This window comes from Curtobacterium sp. 'Ferrero', assembly GCF_002412165.1.
Lineage (GTDB): Bacteria > Actinomycetota > Actinomycetes > Actinomycetales > Microbacteriaceae > Curtobacterium.
This window is the reverse complement of the sequence record NZ_NXIA01000027.1, coordinates 12,453-33,120: the sequence shown is the minus strand read 5'-3', so window position 1 is coordinate 33,120 and position 20,668 is coordinate 12,453. Positions and strand designations below refer to the sequence as shown.

Here is a 20,668-nt window from a genome sequence, read left to right as displayed (position 1 = left end):
CCCCCGCCGCACCGGAGGCGACTAGTTGGCGGCGTCGCGGCGTGCCGAGATCTTGCTCGGCAGCGACCACAGTTCGATGAAGCCCTTCGAGAGGGACTGGTCGAACGTGTCGCCCGTGTCGTACGTCGCGAGGTCGAAGTCGTAGAGGCTCTGCTCCGACTTGCGACCCGTGACCGTCGCCCGACCACCGTGCAGCTGCAGGCGGATGTCGCCCGACACGTGCTGCTGGGTGTGGTCGATGAAGGCGTCGAGGCTGCGCTTGAGGCCACCGAACCAGAGGCCGTCGTAGACCAGGTCGGCCCACTCGGACTCGATCCCGCGCTTGTAACGGTTCACGTCGCGCTCGAGGGTGAGGCTCTCGAGCTCCTCGTGCGCGGCGATGAGGGCCATCGCGGCCGGGGCCTCGTAGACCTCGCGCGACTTGATGCCGACGAGGCGGTCCTCGACGACGTCGATGCGGCCGACGCCGTGCTTGCCGGCGAGGGCGTTGAGCTCCTGCACGATCCGGAGGACGCTGAAGCGCTGGCCGTCGATCGCGACCGGGACGCCCTGCTCGAAGGTGATCGTGACCTCGTCGGCGTCACGCGGGACCGTCGGGTCCTGCGTGTACGAGTAGAGGTCCTCGATCGGGGCGTTCCACGGGTCCTCGAGGAAGCCCGTCTCGACCGCACGGCCCCAGACGTTCTGGTCCACCGAGTACGGCGACTTCTTCGACTGCTCGATCGGCAGGTTGTGCTCGTTCGCGTAGACGATCGCCTTGTCACGGGTGAGCGCGAGGTCGCGGACCGGGGCGACGCTCGTCAGGTCGGGGGCGATCGCGGCGACGGCGGCCTCGAAGCGGACCTGGTCGTTGCCCTTGCCGGTGCAGCCGTGCGCGACGCTGTCGGCGCCGAGCTGCTTCGCGGTGAGGGCGAGGTGCTTGGCGATGAGCGGACGGCTCAGCGCGGACACGAGCGGGTAGCGCTTCTGGTACAGCGCGTTCGCCTTGAGGGCCGGCACGAGGTAGTCGTCGGCGAACTCGTCCTTCGCGTCGACGACGACCGACTCCACCGCGCCGCAGTCGAGCGCGCGCTGACGGATGGCGTCCATGTCCTCGCCGCCCTGGCCGACGTCGACCGCCAGCGCGACGACGTCCTTGCCGGTGGCGTCCTTGAGCCAGCCGATGCCGACGGAGGTGTCGAGGCCTCCGGAGTACGCCAGTACGACGCGGTCTGCCATGTGGTTTCTCCTTGGGGGTGGGGGTGTCAGTTGGTGGTGGCCGGCTCGGCCGTGGCCGTGGCCTGCTCGGTCGTGGCCGGCTCGGCCGTGTTCGCGGCGAGGAGCCAGGCGAGGAGCGCCTTCTGGGCGTGCAGACGGTTCTCCGCCTCGTCCCAGATGATGCTGCGCGGACCGTCGATGACCTCGGCCGTGACCTCGTAGCCGCGGTCGGCCGGCAGGCAGTGCATGAACACGGCGTCGGCTGCGGCGTGGGCCATCAGCTCGTCGTCGACCCGGTACCCGGCGAAGGTGTCGAGCCGCGCCTGCTTCTCGTCCTCCTTGCCCATCGACACCCACGTGTCGGTGACGACGACGTCCGCGCCGGCGACGGCGGCGACCGGGTCGGTGACGACGAGGACCGAACCGCCCGTGACGGCAGCGCGCTGCTCGGCGTCCGCCACGACCGAGGCCGCCGGTGCGAAGGACTCGGGGGCGGCGACCCGGACGTGCATGCCGGCGGTCGCACCGGCGAGCAGGTACGACTGCGCCATGTTGCTCGCGCCGTCGCCGACGAACGCCACCGTCTGGCCCGCGAGCGCGCCGCGGTGCTCGCGGATGGTGAGGAGGTCGGCGAGCAGCTGGCACGGGTGGAAGTCGTCGGACAGGGCGTTCACGACGGGGACGCGCGTGCCGGCGGCCATCTCCTCGAGCCCGGACTGCGCGTAGGTGCGCCAGACGATCGCGGACACCATGCGCTCGAGCACGCGTGCGGTGTCGGACGGGGTCTCCTTGCCGCCGAGCTGGCTGTTCGCCGTCGTGATGACGAGCGGGCTGCCGCCGAGGTCGGAGATGCCGACGTGGAAGGACACCCGGGTCCGGGTGGACGACTTGTCGAAGATCACCGCGACGGACTGCGGACCCGCGAGGGGCTTCGCGGCCCAGCGGTCGGCCTTCATCTGCGCCGCGAGGTCGAGGATCGCGGACTGCTCGGCCTGGCTCAGGTCGTCGTCGCGGAGGAAGTGGCGGGTCATGCGGAGGTCTCCTGGGTGGTGGTGGCCGGCCCGGCGACTCCGTGCTCGGCTGCGACGGCCGCCAGGCTCGCGCCGAGGATCGACACGAACTCGTCGATCTCGGCGTCGGACACGATCAGCGGCGGGGCGATGCGCAGGCTCGACTCGTTCGGGGCGTTGATGATCAGACCGCGCTCGAGGGCGGCCTGGTTGACGGCTGGACCGACCGCCGCGGTCAGCCCGACGCCGATGAGCAGCCCGCTGCCGCGGACCTCCTCGACCAAGGGCGACGCCAGGCCCGCGATGCCCGAGCGGATGCGCTCGCCCTTCGCGACGGCGCCGGCGACGAGGTCCGCGCGCTCGATCTCCTCGAGCACGGCGTTCGCCACCCGGGTGCCGAGCGGGTTGCCGCCGAAGGTCGAGCCGTGCTGCCCGGCCGAGAACAGGTCGGACGCCCACCCGAACGTGACGAGGGCGCCGATCGGGAACCCGCCCGCGATGCCCTTGGCGATCGTGATGGCGTCCGGCGTGAAGCCGTGGCCCTGGTACGTGAACCAGTTCCCCGTCCGCCCGACCCCGGTCTGGATCTCGTCGAGGATGAGCAGCGCGCCGTGCTCCTCGGTCAGCCGGCGTGCGGCGAGCAGGAAGCCCTCGGGCAGGTCGACGACGCCGGCCTCGCCCTTGATCGGCTCGAGGATGAGCGCCGCGACGTGGTCGTCGAACGCCGATTCGAGCGCCTCGACCGTCGAGTCGACGTGTTCGACCCCGGGGACCATCGGCAGGAAGTCCTCCTGCAGCGCGGGCTTGCCGGTGAGCGCGAGCGCGCCCATGGTCCGGCCGTGGAACCCCTGCTTCAGCGCGAGGATGCGGGTCTTGCTCCCGTCCGCGCCCTTGTTCAGGCGCGCGAGCTTGAACGCGGCCTCGTTCGCCTCGGCCCCGGAGTTGCCGAAGTACACCCGGCCCGCGTCGCCCGCACCGGTGATGCGCTTGAGTCGCTCGGCGAGCTCGAGCTGCGGCGGCGTCGCGAAGTAGTTCGACACGTGGACGAGCTTCGCCGCCTGGTCGCTGATCGCTCCCACGAGTGCCGGGTGCGCGTGCCCGAGGGAGTTCACCGCGATGCCGGCGAGGAAGTCGAGGTACTCGTTGCCGTCGACGTCCCACACCCGGCAGCCCTGGCCGCGCTCGAGCATGATCTTCGGCGGGGTCAGGGATCGCATGAGCGACGCCCCGAACCGGTCGTTCCAGGTCTGGGTCTGCGTCTCGGTGCTCACTGCTCGTGCCCCTTCTCGGTCGTGGCTTCGTGCTTGCCCGTGGTCGTGCGGCCCGACGCGTCGCTCGCGGCGGACGCGGCGACCCGTCGGCCGATCTCGGCGTGGGTCATCTGGTTCTCGGTGCGTCGGCTCGGGTCCGGGATCACCTCGGTACCCGCGCCGCGGAGGGTGAAGACCTCGAGGAGGATCGAGTGCGGGATGCGGCCGTCGATGATGGTCGCGCCGCCGACCCCGCCGACCACGGCGTCGAGGCACGCGGTCATCTTCGGGATCATCCCCGACTCGAGCGACGGGAGGAGCTCCCGGAGTTCCTCCACGGCGATGAGGTCGACGATCGAGTCGCGGTCCGGCCAGTTCCGGTACAGGCCCGGGACGTCGGTCAGCATCATGAGCTTCGCGGCCTTGAGCGCGATGGCGAGCGCGCCGGCTGCGGCGTCGGCGTTCACGTTGAGTGCCTGGTCCGGGTGGGCGTCGTCGATCGCGATGCTCGACACGACCGGGATGCGGCCGGCCTCGATCGCGGCGAGGACGCCCGACGGGTCGACGTGGGTGATGTCGCCGACGTGCCCGAGGTCGAAGTGCTCGCCGTCGACGACGACGCCCTTCTTCTCGCCCGTGAACAGCGAGCCGCCGTCGCCGAACACGCCGACCGCGAGGCCGTCGCCGTGCTCGTTCACCAAGTCGACGATCTCGCGGTTCACCTCGCCCGCCAGCACGTCGCGGACGACCGTGATCGCCTCGGTCGTGGTGACGCGGTAGCCGCCCCGGAACTCGGACTCGATGCCCTGTTCCTTGAGCGCCGCGGAGATCTGCGGGCCGCCGCCGTGGACGACGACCGGGTGCAGCCCGGCGTAGCGGAGGTAGACCATGTCCTCGGCGAACGCCCGCTTGAGGTCCTCGTTGATCATCGCGTTGCCGCCGAACTTGACGACGACGACCTTGCCCGAGAACCGCTTCAGCCAGGGCAGGGACTCGATGAGCGTCGCGGCCTTGACGGCGGCGAGCTCGTGCTCTTCTTCCTTGGTCAGATCGTTCATCAGCTGGAGTACGCGCTGTTCTCGTGGACGTAGTCGTGCGTCAGGTCGTTCGTCAGGATCGTCGCCGCGAAGGGCCCGACCCCGAGGTCGATGAGCACGTGGGTCTCACGCCCGGTCAGGTCGACGGCGTCGCTCGGCTCGTCCGGTGCGCCCGCGTGGCACACCCGGACACCGTTCATGCTGACGTCGACCGCGTACGGGTCGAACTCGGCGTCGGTCGTGCCGATCGCGGCGAGGACGCGGCCCCAGTTGGGGTCGTTGCCGAACACGGCCGCCTTGAACAGGTTGTTCCGCGCGACGCTCCGGCCGACGGTCACGGCGTCGTCCTCGCTCGCGGCACCGACGACCTCGATCGCGATGTCGTGGCTGGCGCCCTCGGCGTCCTGCTGCAGCTGCTTCGCGAGGTCGGCGCACACGGCGGTCAGCGCCTCCTGGAAGTCGCCGACCTCGGGCGTGACGCCGCTGGCGCCGGAGGACATCAGGACGACCGTGTCGTTCGTCGACATGCAGCCGTCGGAGTCGACGCGGTCGAACGTCACCCGGGTGGCCGCGCGCAGCGCCTGGTCGAGCTCGTCTGACGTCAGCAGCGCGTCCGTCGTGATCACCACGAGCATGGTCGCCAGGCCCGGTGCGAGCATGCCCGCGCCCTTCGCCATGCCGCCGACCGTCCAGCCGTCCTCGGTCACGACCGACTGCTTCGGCTTCGTGTCGGTCGTCATGATCGCGGTCGCGGCCTCGAGGCCGGCCGTCGGCGACAGCGCGGCGGACGCGAGCCCCACTCCCGTGAGCACCTTGTCGCGGAAGGTCTGGTCGCCGACGCCGATCAGCCCGGTCGAGCAGACGACCACGTCACCGGCGCCGATGCCGAGCTCGCCGGCCACGGCCTCAGCGGTCAGGTGGGTGGTCTGGAAGCCGAACGGACCGGTGAAGCAGTTCGCGCCGCCCGAGTTGAGGACGACCGCGCGGGCGACGCCGTCGCCGACGACCTGCTTCGACCAGATGACGGGGTGCGCCTGCGCGCGGTTGCTGGTGAAGACGGCGGCGACCGCCGCCTGGGGGCCGTCGTTGACGACGAGCGCCACGTCCGGCTTGCCGCTCGCCTTCAACCCGGCGGTGACGCCGGCGGCGCGGAAGCCCGCTGCTGCGGTCACACCCTGGCCGGCTCCGCCTGCCTGGAGGCCCGGCCCGGCTCCGTCGTGCTGGCCCGCGTCGTGCTGCGCTGCGTCGTGCTGCGCTGCCTCGTGCTCGTCTGGGTTGGTCACGGTGCGACTCCGTCCACGCTCAGGCCGAGGGTCTCGGGGAAGCCCAGGGCGATGTTGGTGGACTGGACCGCTGCCCCGGCGGTGCCCTTCGCCAGGTTGTCGAGTGCGCTGATCGCGACCACGCGACCGGCTGCCTCGTCGACCGCGATGCCGACCAGGCACGTGTTCGCTCCGACGGTGTCCGCCACCCGGGGGAACTCGCCCTCGGGCAGGAGGTGCACGAACGGTTCGTCGGCGTACGCCTGCTCCCAGGCGAGCCGGACGTCGTGTGCGCCGACCCCGGGCGCGAGCCGCGCGGTGGTGGTCGCCAGGATCCCGCGGGACATCGGCACCAGCACGGGCGTGAACGAGATCGACACGTCGGATGCACCGGCCACGACGAGGTTCTGCTGGATCTCCGGGACGTGCCGGTGCGAACCGCCGACGGCGTAGGCGCTCGCGGACCCCATGATCTCGGACGCGAGGTACGTGTTCGCGAGCTTCTTGCCGGCACCGCTCGGGCCGACGCTCAGGACGGCGACGATGTCGTCCGACTCGACCAGCCCCGCCTGGATGCCCGGTTGGATGCCGAGCGTGACCGCGGTGACGTTGCACCCCGGGACCGCGATGCGCTTGGTCCCGACGAGCTCGGACCGCTGCCGGCCGAGCGCCGCGATGTCGTCGACCTCCCGCCACTCGTCGGCGGACCCGGGCTTCGGCGCCGCGTGCAGCAGCTCCGGCAGGCCGTACGTCCACGCGCCGTGGTACTCGCCCCCGTAGAACGCGGCCCACGCGTCCGGGTCGGTCAACCGGTGGTCGGCTCCGCAGTCGACGACGAGCGCTTCGTCACCGAGCTCCGCCGTGATCGCCCCCGACTGGCCGTGCGGGAGCGCGAGGAACACCACGTCGTGTCCGCGGAGGTTCTCCGCCGTCGTCTCCGCGAGGGTCAGGTGAGCCAGCGATCGCAGGTGCGGTTGCGTGGCGATGAGCGGCTGTCCGGCGTTCGAGAACGCCGTCACCGTCCTGACGTCGAACTCGGGATGGCCGGCGAGCACGCGCAGGAGCTCACCGCCCGCGTAGCCGGAGGCTCCCGCCACGGCGACGGATACGGACATGGGATTCCACCTTAGGTCGGACTGGTCGTCGAGAGAGTCGGAGGCGGCGGCCCCGGGCGGTGATCCTGGGGATCAGTCGCGCAGGGTCGCCCCGAATCGCTCGCCGGCACGTCGGACAGCGCCGTCACGGGCCTCGGAGGCCTCGGCAGCGGTCAGCGTGCGGTCCGTGGCACGGAAGCGCAGCGCGAACGTCAGGGACTTCTGTCCCTCGCTCACGCCGGTGCCCCGGTAGTCGTCCACGAGGCGAGCATACTCCAACAGCTCTCCGGCACCAGCGCGTACCTCGTCGAGGACCGCTCCGGCCGGGACGTCCACGTCGACGACGAGGGAGAGGTCCTGCGTCGCCGCCGGGTACGACTCGATCGGCGCGACCGCGACGGCTGCCGGTGCGAGCGCGACCAGGGCGTCGAGGTCGAGTTCGACGACGGCGACCACGCGGGGCAGGACGGCGGCCTCGGTCAGCTCCGGGAGCAGCTCGCCCGCGACGCCGACGACCGTGTCTCCGACGAGCAGCGACGCTGCGCGGCCCGGGTGCAGCGACGGGTGGGTCGTCTGGGCCACCCGCAGTTCGACACCGACGGCCCAGGCGACCTGCCGTGCCGCGTCGAGCGCGTCCGCGATGCCGTAGGACTCGGGTGCGACACCGGGCTGCTTCACGACCCGGTGCCCGGTGAGGAGCGCGGAGACGTGGAACGGCTGTGCCGGCAGCGACGCGTCGAGCGCGGCGAGGGTCTCGCGGTCCGGGAGCGCACCGCCGGCGGGCACGTCGGCGGTGCCGAGCTCGTGTCCGTCCGTCGGGAGGAACACCCGGGAGGTCTCGTACACCGCGACGTCGACGAGTCCGCGCGACACGTTCCGCCGCGCGACGTCGACGAGTGCCGGCAGGCCGCTGCGACGGAGCCGGTTCTGCTCGCTGTCGAGGGCGTTCGCGAGCACGACGCTCGGGCCGCCGTCGCCGTCGATGCCCGGGAAGGCCTGCTGCGTCGCGGCCGAGACGAACGGTGCGGTGACGACTTCGACCAGGCCCGCGGCGGCAAGGGCGTTCGCGACCCGGCGACGCGCCTGCTGGTGGCCGGTGAGCCCGCGGCCGGGCGGGGCGACGGGGAGGACGCTCGGGATGCGGCCGTAACCGACGATCCGCGCGATCTCCTCGACCAGCGTGGTGTCGTCGCCGAGGTCCGGACGCCAGGTGGGCGGGGTGACCGACAGGAGCTCGCCGTCGACCTCGACCGTGGCGCCGATGGCCCGCAGCGTGTCGATGACCTCGGCGTCGGTGTAGTCGACGCCGATGAGTTCCGCCGGGCGATCGGTCCGCATGGCGATGGCCGGCCGGGGCGTGCTGTCGACGAGGGTCGAGCCGAGCGGGTCGGCCGTGCCCCCGGCGAGCTCGACGAGGAGCTCCACGGCGCGGTTCGCCGCGGCCTCGGACACGAGCGGGTCGACGCCGCGCTCGAACCGCCGCGACGCCTCGCTCGGGAGCTTGTGCCGACGGGCGGTGCGGGCGATGGACACCTGGTCGAACACCGCGGCCTCGATGAGCACGTCGGTGGTGTCGGCGGAGATCTCCGTCCGGGCGCCACCCATCACACCGGCGAGGCCGACCGGTCCGTCGCCGTCCGTGATGACGAAGTCTTCCGGGTCGAGCGCGCGCGTGACGTCGTCGAGCGTGACGAGGGTCTCCCCCGGCGCCGCACGCCGGACGCCGAGCCCGTCGACGACCTTCGCGAGGTCGTAGCCGTGCAGGGGCTGCCCGAGCTCGAACATGACGTAGTTGGTGATGTCGACGGGGAGCGAGATCGACCGGACACCGGCCAGGGACAGGCGTGACACCATCCAGGCCGGTGTCTTGATCGTCGGGTCGACGCCGCGGACGACCCGGGTGACGAAGGTCGTCGCACCCTGGCGGCCGCGGATCGGAGCCTGGTCGTCGATCGTGACCGGGAAGCCCTCGGCGGTGCGGGGCGTCACCCGGTCGGCCGGGTCGTGGAACGAGGCACCGGTGGCGTGCGCGTACTCGCGGGCGACGCCGCGCATGCTCATCGCGTACCCGCGGTCCGGCGTGACGTTGATCTCGACCGCGGCGTCGTCGAGGCCGAGCAGCGAGATCGCGTCCGCGCCGACCTCGGGCTCCATGCCGAGGTCCGCGAAGCGCAGGATACCGTCGTGCTCGTCACCGAGTCCGAGCTCGCGCGCGGACGCGATCATGCCGTCGGACACGTGGCCGTACGTCTTGCGCGCGGCGATCGGGAACGGTCCGGGCAGGACCGCGCCGGGCAGCGTCACGACGACGAGGTCGCCCACGCCGAAGTTGTGCGCACCGCAGACGATGCCGCGCGGCTCGGACTCGCCGACGTCGACCTGGCACCAGTTGATCGTCTTGCCGTTCTTCTGCGGCTCCGGCTCGAGCGACAGCACCCGACCGACCACGACCGGGCCGGTCAGGTCGTACGTGTGCACCGTCTCTTCCTCGAAGCCCACCGACACGAGCGCCGCGTGGACGTGCTCGAGGGTGGCGTCTTCGGGGAGGTCGACCGACTCACCGAGCCAACGGAGTGGGACGCGCATCAGACCACCGTTCCGAACTGCTGCGAGAAGCGGATGTCGCCCTCGAGGAAGTCACGCATGTCGTTCAGGCCGTTGCGGAACTGCAGCGTCCGCTCGATGCCCATGCCGAAGGCGAAGCCCTGGTACTCGTCCGGGTCGATGCCCGCGGACCGCAGGACGTTCGGGTTGACCATGCCGCAGCCGCCCCACTCGACCCACCGCGCGCCGCCCTTGGCGTTCGGCTGCCAGACGTCCATCTCGGCGCTCGGCTCGGTGAACGGGAAGTAGTTCGGGCGGAGACGGATCTGGGCCTCCGCGCCGAACATCTGCCGGGCGAAGTGCTCGAGCGTGCCGCGCAGGTGTGCCATCGTCAGGCCCTTGTCGATCGCGATGCCCTCGACCTGGGTGAAGACCGGCAGGTGCGTGGCGTCGAGCTCGTCGGCCCGGTAGACGCGCCCGGGGGCGATGACGTACAGCGGCAGCTCGCGCGAGAGCAGGGAGCGGACCTGCACGGGCGACGTGTGCGTGCGCATGAGCAGGTGCCGGTCGACCGGCTCGACGAACACCGTGTCGGCCATCGCTCGGGCCGGGTGGTCCTGGTCGAAGTTCAGGGCGTCGAAGTTGAACCACTCGTGCTCGAGCTCGGGACCCTCCGCGACCTCCCACCCCATGCCGACGAAGATGTCGGCGACGGCGTCGTTGAGGAGCGACAGCGGGTGCCGGGACCCGGGCGTCCGCCGCGACGGCAGGGCGGTCACGTCCACGCGCTCGGACTCGAGCCGGGCGCGTTCCTCCGCCTCGGCGAGGACCGACTCCTGCTCGGCGATCGCCTGGTTCACCCGGCCGCGGGCCTGCCCCACGAGCTTGCCCGCGGCGGCCTTCTGCTCCGGTGGCACGCTGCGCATCGACGCGTTCATCCGCGCCAGCACGGACTGCTCGCCGGTGTGCTCGGCCCTGGCCTGCTTCAGCTCGGCGACGGTCGTCGTGGCCCGGACGGCCGCGAGGGCGGCGTCCACGGCGGCACCGACGGCCGGTTCGCTGATCTCGAGGTGTTCTGACACGAGGCCCAAGCCTACCGGCCGATGGGATACCGCCGTCCTGTACCCGGTGGACGGTGGGGACGGGCCCCGGGTCAGCCGCCTGTGGAGGAGGAGGCCGCAGCCCGCTGCGCGAACGCGCTCTCGTACAGGCACACCGAGGCCGCGGTGGCGAGGTTCATCGACTCCGCCTGCCCGTAGATCGGCACCTTCACCGCTCGGTCGACGAGCGCGAGGTCCTCGTCGGTCAGCCCGCGTGCCTCGTTGCCGAAGACCCACACCGTCGGCCCGTCGAGCATCCCGTCCGCCCGGACCTCGGGGAGGTCGTCGCCCGAGACGTCCGCGGCCAGCACCGTGTAGCCGAGCGCCTTCGCCCGGGAGACCGCGTCGACCAGGGACACCCCGACCGACACCGGGACGTGGAACAGCGAGCCCGTGGTCGAGCGGACGACCTTCGGGTTGTACGGGTCGACCGACCGGCCCGTGAGCACGACGGCGTCGGCGCCGGCGGAGTCGGCGGCCCGGATGACCGTGCCGGCGTTGCCGGGGTCGCGCACCTGCTCGAGGATCGCGACCAGCCCCGGGAGCGAGCCCTCCGCGACGGACGCGTCCCGCGCCTCCAGGTCGGCCGCGCCGGGCTCGGGGAAGACCTCCCGCACGGACGTCGGGAACTGCTGGCAGACGGCCACGACGCCCTGTGGCGTGACGGTGTCCGCCATCGTGTCGAGCACCTGCTCCGTGACGAACCACGTGTCGACGGGTGCGTTGTCGAGTCCGTAGCGGGCCGCCGCGGTCGGCGTGACGTACAGCTCGCGGAGCAGCTCCGGCCGGTACTCGAGGGCCTCGCGCACCGCCTGCGGGCCCTCGAGCAGGAACAGACCGGTGTCGGCACGGACGTCCTTCTTCGCGAGGGCGGCGACGGCGCGGACCCGGCCGGCCTTCGGGTTCTCGAGGAGATCGCTCACGGACACCAGTCTAGGAACGGACGAAGCCCCCGCTCCGCGGACGGGACGGGGGCTTCGTGTGCAGCAGGCGTGACTACGCGGCCTTCGGGGCCGAGGTGTCGGCCGGCAGGGCCTTCTTGGCGGTCTCGACGAGCGCCGCGAACGTGTCGGGGTTGTTCACCGCGAGGTCCGCGAGGATGCGACGGTCGACCTCGACGCCGGCCAGGTTCAGACCCTGGATGAGGCGGTTGTAGGTCAGGCCGTTCGCACGCGACGCGGCGTTGATGCGCTGGATCCAGAGGCGACGGAACTCGCCCTTCTTGGCGTGACGGTCGCGGTACGCGTAGACGAGGGAGTGGGTGACCTGCTCCTTCGCCTTGCGGTACAGACGCGAACGCTGACCGCGGTAGCCCTCGGCGCGCTCGAGAACGACGCGGCGCTTCTTGGCGGCGTTGACCGCCCTCTTTACTCGTGCCATTGATCTATTCCTTTACGTTCCGCCGGCTCAGTGGCCGAGAAGCTTCTTGACGTTCTTCGCGTCGGCCTTCGCGAGGACCTGGTCCTCGTTGAGGCGGGCCTTGCGCTTGGCGCTCTTGACCTCGAGGTTGTGACGCATACCGGCCTGCTGCTTCATGATCTTGCCGCTGCCGGTGACCTTGAAGCGCTTCTTCGACCCGGAGTGGGTCTTCTGCTTGGGCATGGAGGTGCCTTTCCGTGGGATGGGGTTCTGGGGGCCGCGTCGTTGCGGGACTACTCGGCCGGAGCGGCCGTCGTGGTGTCCGCATCAGCGGACTCCGACGGCTTGGCCTTGGCGGCCTGCTCCGACGCACGACGCTCGGCCTTCTGCGCAGCACGCTTGGCGTTCTGCTCGCCCTTGACGTCGGACTTGTTCTTGAGCGGGGCGATGATCATCGTCATGTTGCGGCCGTCCTGCGTGGGCCGGGACTCGACGACGCCGAACTCGGCGATCTCCTCCGCGAACTTCTGCAGCAGTCGGACGCCCTGCTCCGGACGCGACTGCTCGCGGCCGCGGAAGAGGATCATCGCCTTCACCTTGTCGCCACCGAGGAGGAAGCCCTCGGCGCGCTTGCGCTTGGTCTCGTAGTCGTGCTTGTCGATCTTCAGGCGGAACCGGACCTCCTTCAGGTCCGTGTTCACCTGGTTGCGACGCGCTTCCTTGGCCTTCTGCGCAGCCTCGTACTTGAACTTGCCGTAGTCCATGATCTTGGCCACGGGCGGCTTCGAGTTCGGGGCGACCTCGACCAGATCCAGCTCGGCTTCCTGCGCGAGGCGCAGTGCGACGGCGATGGGGACAACGCCGACCTGCTCGCCCTGGGGGCCGACGAGTCGGACCTCGGGGACGCGGATACGGTCGTTGGTACGGGGATCGGGAATGCGGAGCTCCTTCAATCAGGTGGTGGCCGTCCGGGGCGTTCGCCTGGACGACGGCACGAGAGAGGAGATCTGACGCACGGATCGTGACCCGTTCGGCAGCCGCCCGACGCCGACCCTTGCGGTCCGGCCTGCCGTGACGGACACGGCGGAGCGGTTGGGACCCGGTAGCCTGGTGGTGCACGGCCGCGGGTGGGAGAGACTCCTCTTTCACGATGCAGTCCGGGTGCCCGAGGGCGCACGGGAGCATCTGCCGCGACAGAGTCTAGCAGAGGAGCACCGTGACCGACACCCCGCCGTCCGGACCGACCGGCGCCGACGAGGCCCGCGACATCGCCGAGGTGCCGGCCGTCGAGCTGATCAACACCGTCGCCGTGCACCTGCTCAGTGCGGCCGCGGTGAAGGTCGGCCTGGCCGACGACCCGCAGGAGCAGACCGACCTCGACGAGGCCCGGAAGCTCATCACCGCCCTCGCCGGCCTGGTCACCGCCGCCGCGACCGAGATCGGCGACCACCACGCCCGCCCGCTGCGCGACGGGCTGCGGTCCGTGCAGCTCGCCTTCCGCGAGGCGTCGGCGATCCCGGACGCGCCGGGCGCCGGCCCCGGCGAGAAGTACACCGGCCCCGTCAACTGACCCGCGCGACCGCGTGACGGACGGGAGGCCCGTGGCGGCGCCGCCACGGGCCTCCCGTCCGTCGTCCGGTCAGGACCCGGCGACGAGCCGGGCGACCGCGGCCAGCGGGATCCCGACCCAGTCGGGGCGGTTCCGCGACTCGTAGACGACCTCGTAGACCGCCTTGTCGAGCTCGAAGGCGTCGAGCACCTCGCGGTGTGCGTGCAGGTCGGTGCCGGAGGCGCGTTCGTAGCCGGCGAGGAAGCCCTCCCGGGCCGCCTGCGCCCAGGCGGAGGCGTCGACCGCGTCGGCGTCGTGCGCGAGCGCCCCGGCCACGTAGTCGAACGACCGCAGCATGCCGGCGACGTCCCGCAGCGGCACGTCCGGGACCGACCGCTCGTGCAGGGGCCGGAGCGGCTCCCCCTCGAAGTCGAGGAACACCCACCCGCGCGGTTCCGGGGCGGCGAGCACCTGGCCGAGGTGGAGGTCGCCGTGGATCCGCTGCAGGTCGGGCCACGACCCGCCCTCCGCGCGGGCGTACACGGCGCGGACCGCGTCGACGTGCGCCGCGGCCTCCGGGGCCTCGCGCTCGGCGGCGGCGAGCCGGACGTGCATGGTGTCGAGCGCGCCGCGTCGCGCCGCGTCGTCGGCCGGGGCCGTCGGGAGCACGCGGGCGAGCACCTCGTGCACCTCGGCGAGCGCCGTCCCGAGCTGCTCGGCGTCGAAGGGCTTCCCGCTGCGGGCGTCGTCGAGTGCGACGCGCCAGGCGTCCCGCAGACCCGGCAGGAACTCCTGCGCGACCGCGAGGTGCCCGGTCGCGACGCCCTCGGGTCGGCCGCTGTCCGGCCAGGTGGCGCGGAGGGAGCCGTACACGGCCGGCACACGCTCGCTGCCGGCCGCGGAGAGTGCGAGCTGGGTCGTGACGTCCGGGTTGTCGCCGTGGTGGAGCACCCGGAACACCTTGACGATGACCTGCGCGCCCGAGTCCGTGTCGCAGATCACCGACGTGTTGGACTGCTCGCCGGAGAGGACCCGTGCGCCCGTGACGGTCCCGATCGGCCGGAGGGAGCTCGGGTCGGCGTCGATCCTCGCGGTGAGGCCGCGGATCCACTCGAGGTCCGTCGTCGCGTCCGCGATCACGCCGCCGTGCACGACGACCGGGGCCTGGTACAGCACGGGGCCGGTCACGGCGTCGTCGAGCACGAGGCGGGTGTCGTCGGCGGTCGAGAGGGTGCGCAGGGCCGGGCCGCCACCCCCCTTGGCCGCGTACCAGCGCTGCGCGGCGATCCACGGGGCGAGGTCGAGGTCGGTCGGCGCGTCGCTCATGGAGCGGACGCTACGCGCTCGGGGCTGGGACGGTGGGGGACGGACGGGCCGCGACGCGGTGGGAGGACGACGACGGGTCCCGGCGTGCAGACGGCCTGGGGCGAGGGTGGCCCGGTGCCAGGATGGTGGGGTGCCGCACTACCTCGAGGACCTCGCCGCCGGTCAGACCTTCACGACCCCGGGCCGGACGATCACGGAGGCGGACGTCGTGTCGTTCGCCTCGTGGACGAACGACAACAACCAGGTGCACACCGACGTCGAGTTCGCCGGACGCACCCGGTACGGCCAGCGGGTCGTGCACGGGCTGCTCGGCACGTCGCTCTGCCTCGGGTTGATCGCCCGGACCGGCGTGTTCGAGGGGTCGGCCGTGGCGCTCCTCGGCATCGACGGGTGGCGGTTCACGGCACCCGTGTTCATCGGCGACACCGTGACGTGCGAGGTCGAGATCCTGTCCACGCGGGCGACGAGCTCCGGGACGACCGGGATCGTGGAGCGGACGGTGACGCTCCGGAACCAGCGCGGCGAGGTCGTGCAGCAGGGCCGGATGGACGTGATGGTGCTGACGCGGGCGGCCGCGATCGCCTGACACCGGGGCCCCGACGGCGGCATCCAGCCCTGACCCTTTACAACGATGTACGCACGGGCCAGCATGGAGGCATGAGCACGCTCGACGGCACCGTCGCCGCACCGTCCACCCGTCCGCTCCCGCTCGCCTCCCGGCAGGACGGCGAGTACCCCCGGCCGCAGATGCTCCGCGGCGCCTGGGCGGACCTCGACGGCACGTGGGCGTTCCGGAACGACGGCGACGACCCGGCCTGGCGCTCGGGGTTCCCGGGGGCACGCGACATCACGGTGCCGTTCCCGCCGGAGTCGGTCGCGTCGGGCATCGGCGAGCCGGGCTTCCACCCCGTGGTCTGGTACGCGCGGACGATCACTCGCGCGGACCTCGACGCCGCCGGGCTCGTCGGCACCGCGTCCCGCGTGCTGCTGCACTTCGGAGCGGTCGACCACCGCGCCCGGGTCTGGATCGACGGGCAGTTCGTCGGCGAGCACGAGGGCGGGCACACCCCGTTCACCCTCGACGTCACCGAGCACCTGACCACCGAGCACCCGACCGCCGGTCCGGACGCGCCGCACACCCTCGTCGTCCGTGCGGAGGACGACCCACACGACCTCACCCAGCCGCGCGGCAAGCAGGACTGGCACGAGGACGCCCACGCCATCTGGTACCGCCGGACGACGGGCATCTGGCAGACCGTCTGGCTCGAGGCGGTCCCGGCGACGTCGATCGGGTACCTGCGGTGGACGAACGTCGACCACGCGACGGTCCGGCTCACGGTGCGCCTGCACGGAGCACCGCTCGCCGGTGCCCGGGTCCGGGTGCGCGCGTGGTGGGACGAGCGGGACGAGCAGCTCGCGGTGGTCGAGACGGCCGTCGGGGCCACCGCCACCGAGGTCGAGGTCATGGTGCCGATCGCTCGGCAGGCCAACGGGCAGGCCGAGGACGAGCTCGCCTGGACCCCCGAGACCCCGCGACTCGTCGACGCCACCGTCACGCTGCTCGACCGGGACGGCACGCCCGTCGACGCCGTCGCCAGCTACTTCGGGCTCCGCACCACGGCGGTCGGCGCCGGCGCGTTCCTCCTCAACGGACGGCCGTACGACGTCCGGAGCGTCCTCAACCAGGGCTACTGGCCGGACTCGCACCTGGCCGCTCCGTCACGGGCCGCGCTGCGCCGGGAGGTCGAGCTGATCAAGGAGCTCGGCTTCACCGCCGCGCGGAACCACCAGAAGGTCGAGGACCCGCGCTTCCTGTACTGGGCCGACCGGCTCGGACTGCTCGTCTGGGGTGAGATGCCGGGCGCGTACGCGTTCTCACCGCGGGCGGTGCAGCGGTTCGTCCGCGAGTGGATGGAGGCCCTCGAGCGCGACGCCTCGCACCCCTCGATCGTCACCTGGGTCCCCGCGAACGAGAGCTGGGGCGTGCAGCACATCGCGACCGACCCGGCGCAGCAGGCCTACGCGCGCGCCCTCGCCGACGTCGCCCGGGCGCTCGACCCGACGCGGCCGGTGGTCTCGAACGACGGCTGGGAGCACCCGGCGTCGGACATCGTCACCATCCACGACTACGAGGGCGACGGAGCCGTCCTCGCCCGCACCTACGCCGACGACGCGGCCCGCGCGGCCCTGTTCCACGGGATGGGGCCGGCCGGACGGCGCGTGCTCGTCGGGGGCGCGGTGGACGAGGGACAGCCCGTCATGCTCACCGAGTTCGGCGGCGTGGACCACCAGCCCGGCGAGCGGCGCGAGGACGGGTGGGGCTACACCTCGGCGACCGACGGCGACGACTGGATCGCCCGCATCACCGCCCTGTACGACGCGGTGCGGGCGAGCACGTTCCTGGCGGGCTCCTGCTGGACGCAGCTCACCGACACCATGCAGGAGACGAACGGCCTGCTCAACGCCGACCGCTCCCCGAAGATGCCGATCGACCAGATCCGCCGTGCCGTGACCGGCCGGTAGACACCGGCTGGACACGGCACCACCCGACCGCGCGGCGCGGTCGGGTGGTGCCGGCGTCAGGACGCCGGGAAGCTGCCGGCGTCAGGAGGCCAGGAAGCGGAGCACCGCCTCGTTCCACTCGTCGCGGTGCGACACGAGGACGCCGTGCGGCCCACCCTCGATGACGTGCGTCTGCGCGTCCGGGATCGCCTCCGCCGTCCGCTTGCCCGATGCCTCGAAGGGCACGATGCCGTCGGCGTCGCCGTGGATCACGAGCGTCGGCACGTCGACCTTCGTCAGGTCGTCACGGAAGTCGGTCGTCGCGAACGCCGCGGTGCAGTCGAGGGTGCCCTTCGGCGACGCGGCCTCGGCGATCGACAGGGCGTAGGCGCGCTGCTCTGCGGAGACGATCGGTTCGTCGGCCTCGCCCGGGGTGAAGAACATGTCGACGAACTGCCGCAGGAACGCCGGGCGGTCACCGGTGATGCCGTCGGAGAACCAGTCCGCGAGCTCCTGGTCGACCGCGCCGTCGGGGTTGTCGTCCGACTTCCAGAGGTACGGGGGCACCGCGCTGGCGAACACGAGCTTGCTGATCTTGCCGGTGCCGTACGTCGACACGTAGCGGGCGAGCTCCCCGCCGCCCATCGAGAAGCCGACGAGCGTCACGTTGGTGAGCCCGAGCTGGTCGATGAGCGCCGCCAGGTCGGCGGCGAACGTGTCGTAGTCGTAGCCCTCCCAAGGCTGCGAGGACTGGCCGAACCCGCGACGGTCGTACGTGATCACCCGGTGTCCGGCCTCGACGAGCGCGGGGACCTGACCCTCCCAGGAGCGGCCGGACAGCGGCCATCCGTGCACGAGGACGACGGGGTCGCCCCCGCCGAAGTCGTCGTAGTGCAGGTCGATGTCGTGCCCGTTCTCGGATCCGACGGTGATGTACGGCATGGTCTCTCCTCACGCTCGTTGACAGGGAACCCGTCCGAACCAACCCGGCGCTGCTTCGAGGACCGTGGGCGCTACGCGGATCGGACAACCCACCCGCTGCTGCGCAGCGTGCGAGGATCGTCCGGTGACGGACGTGGCGGAGCCGACCCGCGCCTCCAGGCTGCGGACCGTCCTGGAGGCGCGCCACAGCGCGTGGACGGCTCCCCTGCTCCTGTGGCTGGGTTCACGGGCCCTGAGCACGCTCCTGCTCGGGACGCTCTGGTGGGTCGCGACGGCGAACGGCTGGCCGTTCGCGTCGTACCGACGCGATGCGTCGTTCTGGACGTTCTCCGGCTCGTGGGACGCGTCGTTCTACCGCACGATCGCGGAGCACGGGTACCCGGCGACCGTCCCCGTCGACACGGCCGGACACGTGCTGCCGAACGCGTGGGCGTTCCTGCCGGTGTTCCCGTGGCTGGCGCGCGTCGTGCAGCCGCTCGTGGGTGGGTCGTTCTGGGTGGCGGGCGTGGTCGTCGCCACGCTCGCCGGAGCGGGCGCCTGCGTCGTGCTCTACCGGCTCGTGCGGGCCGTGCGAGACGACCGGGCCGCACGGTGGGCGACCGCACTGTTCGCCTTCGCGCCGACCGGGTTCCTGCTGCAGGTCGCCTACGCCGAGAGCCTGTTCCTCCTGCTGCTCTTCGGCGCGCTGCTTGCCCTGGTCCGGCACCGGTACTGGCTGGTCGCACCGCTCGGCCTGGTCGCCGCGTTCACGAAGCCCGGGGTGCTGGCACTGGCCGTCGCGCTCGCGGTCCACCTCGTCGTGCGGTGGCTGCGGGACGGACCGGCGTTCCGGTGGCGTGACCGGGTGGCGGTCGTGGTGTCCGGGTTGGTCGTCGCCGCGGCCGGCTTGGCGTGGCCGGTCGTCGCGTCGGCGGTGACGGGGCGGTTCGGCGCGTACCTCGACACCGAGCTGTCGTGGTGGGTGGGTTTCGTCGGTCGGCAGCACTTCGTGCCGCTCACCCCGTGGTTCACGATGGCGGGGACGTGGCTCGGTCCGGCCGGGGTCGTGCTCGTGGTGCTCGTGCTGGCGGGCGCCGTGTGGTTCTGGTGCCGGCGGGACGTCCGCGCGCTCGGGGTCGACGTGGTGTCGTTCACCGCGGCGTACGCGCTGTACCTGGTGGCGGTGTTCCTGCCGCAGCAGTCCCTCCCCCGACTGCTCATGCCGACGGCACCGCTCCTCGGGGCGGACGTGTTCGTGGGCACGAGGCGGCGGGCGGTGACGTGGCTGGTGGTCGGGGTGTGCCTGCAGCCGGTCGCGATCGTGCTGCTGTGGTTCCTCGGGTACCCCTGACCCACGGCGTCAGGCGGACGGGATCACGCGTCGAAGGTGTGGAACCAGGCCGTCCCGCCGGGGTGCTGCACCGTGATCATCTCGTCGAGGTCGCGGTACGGTCCGTCCTGGTTGTGGCTCGCCGACTTGATGCGGACCGTGCCGTCCGGCTCCGTGAACACCTCCGAGACGATCGTGGTGTGGTCCGGCGAGTCGTTGTCGTTCCAGTCGTAGAACACGATGTCGCCCACCCGCACCTTGTCGCGCTCGTCGAGCGACCGCCGGGTCAGTCCGAGCTCGGCGCCGTGCTCGGTCAGCCAGGGGTCCATCGCCGGGCAGTACGTCCAGGTGGCGGAGTGCGCGGCCCCGGCGTCGCGGCTGTACCAGTCGTCGCGCTGCTGCCAGCCGCGGGCGATCAGGGTCTGGCTGACGTAGTTCGCGCAGTCGCCGCCGATCGGGTTCATGGTGCCGTACTCGGCGAGGTTGTAGTCCTTCCAGTACCGCATCGCGTACTCGAGCTGCCGGTCGACGTCGGTGAGCGCGGCGTAGGTGAGCGTGGTCGTCGCCACCGCGGCGGACACGTCGGGGGTCGGGGCGGCGGTCGGCGTCGGGCTGGAGGTCGTCGTGTCCTGCGTCGCCCCGGCCTGCCCGTCGTTGGCCTGACTGCCGTTGCCGTCGGAGGTCTGGTTGGCGGACGGGGTCGGCTCGACCGCGGTGGTGAAGAGCGCCACGTCCGCGCCGCCCGCGGTGTACATCGCCTGGTGCGGCGCGGTGAAGGTGACCGTCGTCGCCGTCGCGCGCACGTCACGAGCGGCGACACCGCCGACCGTGACCCCGCGGACCGCCCCGAGGCCACTCCCCGTCACCGTGACGGTGACGCCACCGGCCAACGGGACCTGTGCGGGCCCGAGCCGCGCAGCAGTCGGCTCCGTCGTCGCCGAGGACGACCCGGCCGACCCGGGGCGTCGGGTCGCAGCGCCCTTCGCGTCGCCGTCCGACGAGCACGCCGCGACGGCCAGGCCGACGCCGACGACGCCGGCGAGCGAGAAGAGGGTGCGGCGCGTGTACGAGGCAGTCATGACCCGTCCAGGGTAGGCGACACCGCCGACGAACGCGGGAAGACGGGCGTGGGACAACGGCAGGACGCCACGGCGACGACGGCAGCAACGACGAAGGGCCACCCGGTC

Annotated in this window: 19 protein-coding genes; 4 read left to right on the top strand and 15 right to left on the bottom strand. The window is 72.1% G+C overall.

Annotated features, from left to right (window positions below):
• Positions 1–21: 21 nt before the first annotated feature.
• The 12 genes from Csp2054_RS16270 to infC all read right to left on the bottom strand — a co-directional run bounded on the left by Csp2054_RS16270 (position 22) and on the right by infC (position 12,806).
• Positions 22–1,218, bottom strand: coding sequence for an argininosuccinate synthase (locus tag Csp2054_RS16270; protein ID WP_096900543.1), 1,197 nt, complete (start codon positions 1,216–1,218; stop codon positions 22–24).
• 26 nt (positions 1,219–1,244) lie between these two features.
• On the bottom strand, positions 1,245–2,228 hold the full coding sequence (gene argF / locus Csp2054_RS16265) for an ornithine carbamoyltransferase (RefSeq protein ID WP_255252784.1): 984 nt from the start codon (positions 2,226–2,228) through the stop codon (positions 1,245–1,247).
• Positions 2,225–3,478 (bottom strand): acetylornithine transaminase, encoded by a 1,254-nt coding sequence (locus Csp2054_RS16260; RefSeq protein WP_096900542.1) that lies wholly within the window; start codon positions 3,476–3,478, stop codon positions 2,225–2,227. Before Csp2054_RS16260 ends, argF begins: the two co-directional genes overlap by 4 nt.
• Positions 3,475–4,515 carry an acetylglutamate kinase gene (gene argB, locus Csp2054_RS16255; RefSeq protein ID WP_096900540.1) on the bottom strand — a complete coding sequence of 347 codons (1,041 nt, stop codon included), beginning with the start codon at positions 4,513–4,515 and terminating at the stop codon, positions 3,475–3,477. The genes Csp2054_RS16260 and argB overlap by 4 nt, the downstream gene beginning before the upstream one ends.
• Positions 4,515–5,666, bottom strand: coding sequence for a bifunctional glutamate N-acetyltransferase/amino-acid acetyltransferase ArgJ (gene argJ, locus Csp2054_RS16250; protein ID WP_096900550.1), 1,152 nt, complete (start codon positions 5,664–5,666; stop codon positions 4,515–4,517). Before argJ ends, argB begins: the two co-directional genes overlap by 1 nt.
• A gap of 107 nt (positions 5,667–5,773) precedes the next feature.
• The gene (locus Csp2054_RS16245; protein ID WP_096900538.1) at positions 5,774–6,871 is read right to left on the bottom strand and encodes an N-acetyl-gamma-glutamyl-phosphate reductase; all 1,098 of its coding nucleotides are present in this window, start codon (positions 6,869–6,871) and stop codon (positions 5,774–5,776) included.
• A gap of 72 nt (positions 6,872–6,943) precedes the next feature.
• Complete coding sequence (gene pheT, locus Csp2054_RS16240; protein ID WP_096900537.1) at positions 6,944–9,436, bottom strand: phenylalanine--tRNA ligase subunit beta; 2,493 nt, start codon at positions 9,434–9,436, stop codon at positions 6,944–6,946.
• Positions 9,436–10,476, bottom strand: a complete 1,041-nt coding sequence (gene pheS / locus Csp2054_RS16235; protein ID WP_096900549.1) for a phenylalanine--tRNA ligase subunit alpha — start codon at positions 10,474–10,476, stop codon at positions 9,436–9,438. Before pheS ends, pheT begins: the two co-directional genes overlap by 1 nt.
• A 71-nt stretch (positions 10,477–10,547) precedes the next feature.
• Positions 10,548–11,417, bottom strand: a complete 870-nt coding sequence (locus Csp2054_RS16230; protein WP_096900547.1) for a TrmH family RNA methyltransferase — start codon at positions 11,415–11,417, stop codon at positions 10,548–10,550.
• 73 nt (positions 11,418–11,490) lie between these two features.
• A complete protein-coding gene (gene rplT / locus Csp2054_RS16225; protein WP_058726112.1) occupies positions 11,491–11,874 on the bottom strand; it encodes a 50S ribosomal protein L20 in 384 nt (127 codons plus the stop codon).
• 27 nt (positions 11,875–11,901) lie between these two features.
• A complete protein-coding gene (gene rpmI, locus Csp2054_RS16220; protein WP_022903519.1) occupies positions 11,902–12,096 on the bottom strand; it encodes a 50S ribosomal protein L35 in 195 nt (64 codons plus the stop codon).
• 50 nt (positions 12,097–12,146) lie between these two features.
• Positions 12,147–12,806, bottom strand: coding sequence for a translation initiation factor IF-3 (infC, locus tag Csp2054_RS16215; protein ID WP_096900535.1), 660 nt, complete (start codon positions 12,804–12,806; stop codon positions 12,147–12,149).
• A 263-nt stretch (positions 12,807–13,069) separates the two neighbouring features.
• Here infC and Csp2054_RS16210 point away from each other — a divergent pair, with 263 nt between their 5' ends.
• A complete protein-coding gene (locus Csp2054_RS16210; RefSeq protein ID WP_096900533.1) occupies positions 13,070–13,423 on the top strand; it encodes a DUF1844 domain-containing protein in 354 nt (117 codons plus the stop codon).
• Between the two features lie 69 nt (positions 13,424–13,492).
• On the opposite strand, the gene Csp2054_RS16205 is transcribed toward Csp2054_RS16210, so the two are convergent.
• The gene (locus tag Csp2054_RS16205) at positions 13,493–14,728 is read right to left on the bottom strand and encodes a phosphotransferase (RefSeq protein WP_096900531.1); all 1,236 of its coding nucleotides are present in this window, start codon (positions 14,726–14,728) and stop codon (positions 13,493–13,495) included.
• 130 nt (positions 14,729–14,858) lie between these two features.
• On the opposite strand from Csp2054_RS16205, the gene Csp2054_RS16200 reads away from it, so the two are divergent.
• Together Csp2054_RS16200 and Csp2054_RS16195 are read left to right on the top strand one after the other, a co-directional pair.
• Positions 14,859–15,314 carry a MaoC/PaaZ C-terminal domain-containing protein gene (locus tag Csp2054_RS16200; protein ID WP_096900530.1) on the top strand — a complete coding sequence of 152 codons (456 nt, stop codon included), beginning with the start codon at positions 14,859–14,861 and terminating at the stop codon, positions 15,312–15,314.
• Positions 15,315–15,385: 71 nt separating this feature from the next.
• A complete protein-coding gene (locus Csp2054_RS16195; protein ID WP_096900529.1) occupies positions 15,386–17,251 on the top strand; it encodes a glycoside hydrolase family 2 TIM barrel-domain containing protein in 1,866 nt (621 codons plus the stop codon).
• Positions 17,252–17,332: 81 nt separating this feature from the next.
• Here Csp2054_RS16195 and Csp2054_RS16190 read toward each other — a convergent pair whose 3' ends face one another.
• On the bottom strand, positions 17,333–18,172 hold the full coding sequence (locus Csp2054_RS16190; RefSeq protein WP_096900528.1) for an alpha/beta fold hydrolase: 840 nt from the start codon (positions 18,170–18,172) through the stop codon (positions 17,333–17,335).
• A gap of 124 nt (positions 18,173–18,296) precedes the next feature.
• Here Csp2054_RS16190 and Csp2054_RS16185 point away from each other — a divergent pair, with 124 nt between their 5' ends.
• Complete coding sequence (locus Csp2054_RS16185; RefSeq protein WP_141399305.1) at positions 18,297–19,502, top strand: mannosyltransferase family protein; 1,206 nt, start codon at positions 18,297–18,299, stop codon at positions 19,500–19,502.
• 23 nt (positions 19,503–19,525) lie between these two features.
• Here Csp2054_RS16185 and Csp2054_RS16180 read toward each other — a convergent pair whose 3' ends face one another.
• Entirely contained in the window at positions 19,526–20,560 is a 1,035-nt protein-coding gene (locus Csp2054_RS16180; RefSeq protein WP_096900526.1) for an amidase domain-containing protein, read from the bottom strand.
• Positions 20,561–20,668 lie beyond the last annotated feature (108 nt).

Excerpts from the sequence above, each read along its gene's own strand:
- Csp2054_RS16270 (WP_096900543.1), bottom strand. The coding sequence starts at position 1,218 with ATGGCAGACCGCGTCGTACTGGCGTACTCCGGAGGCCTCGACACCTCC.
- argF (WP_255252784.1), bottom strand. The coding sequence starts at position 2,228 with ATGACCCGCCACTTCCTCCGCGACGACGACCTGAGCCAGGCCGAGCAG.
- argB (WP_096900540.1), bottom strand. The coding sequence starts at position 4,515 with ATGAACGATCTGACCAAGGAAGAAGAGCACGAGCTCGCCGCCGTCAAG.
- Csp2054_RS16245 (WP_096900538.1), bottom strand. The coding sequence starts at position 6,871 with ATGTCCGTATCCGTCGCCGTGGCGGGAGCCTCCGGCTACGCGGGCGGT.
- pheT (WP_096900537.1), bottom strand. The coding sequence starts at position 9,436 with ATGCGCGTCCCACTCCGTTGGCTCGGTGAGTCGGTCGACCTCCCCGAA.
- rplT (WP_058726112.1), bottom strand. The coding sequence starts at position 11,874 with ATGGCACGAGTAAAGAGGGCGGTCAACGCCGCCAAGAAGCGCCGCGTC.
- rpmI (WP_022903519.1), bottom strand. The coding sequence starts at position 12,096 with ATGCCCAAGCAGAAGACCCACTCCGGGTCGAAGAAGCGCTTCAAGGTC.
- Csp2054_RS16205 (WP_096900531.1), bottom strand. The coding sequence starts at position 14,728 with ATGAGCGACGCGCCGACCGACCTCGACCTCGCCCCGTGGATCGCCGCG.
- Csp2054_RS16195 (WP_096900529.1), top strand. The coding sequence starts at position 15,386 with ATGAGCACGCTCGACGGCACCGTCGCCGCACCGTCCACCCGTCCGCTC.
- Csp2054_RS16190 (WP_096900528.1), bottom strand. The coding sequence starts at position 18,172 with ATGCCGTACATCACCGTCGGATCCGAGAACGGGCACGACATCGACCTG.
- Csp2054_RS16180 (WP_096900526.1), bottom strand. The coding sequence starts at position 20,560 with ATGACTGCCTCGTACACGCGCCGCACCCTCTTCTCGCTCGCCGGCGTC.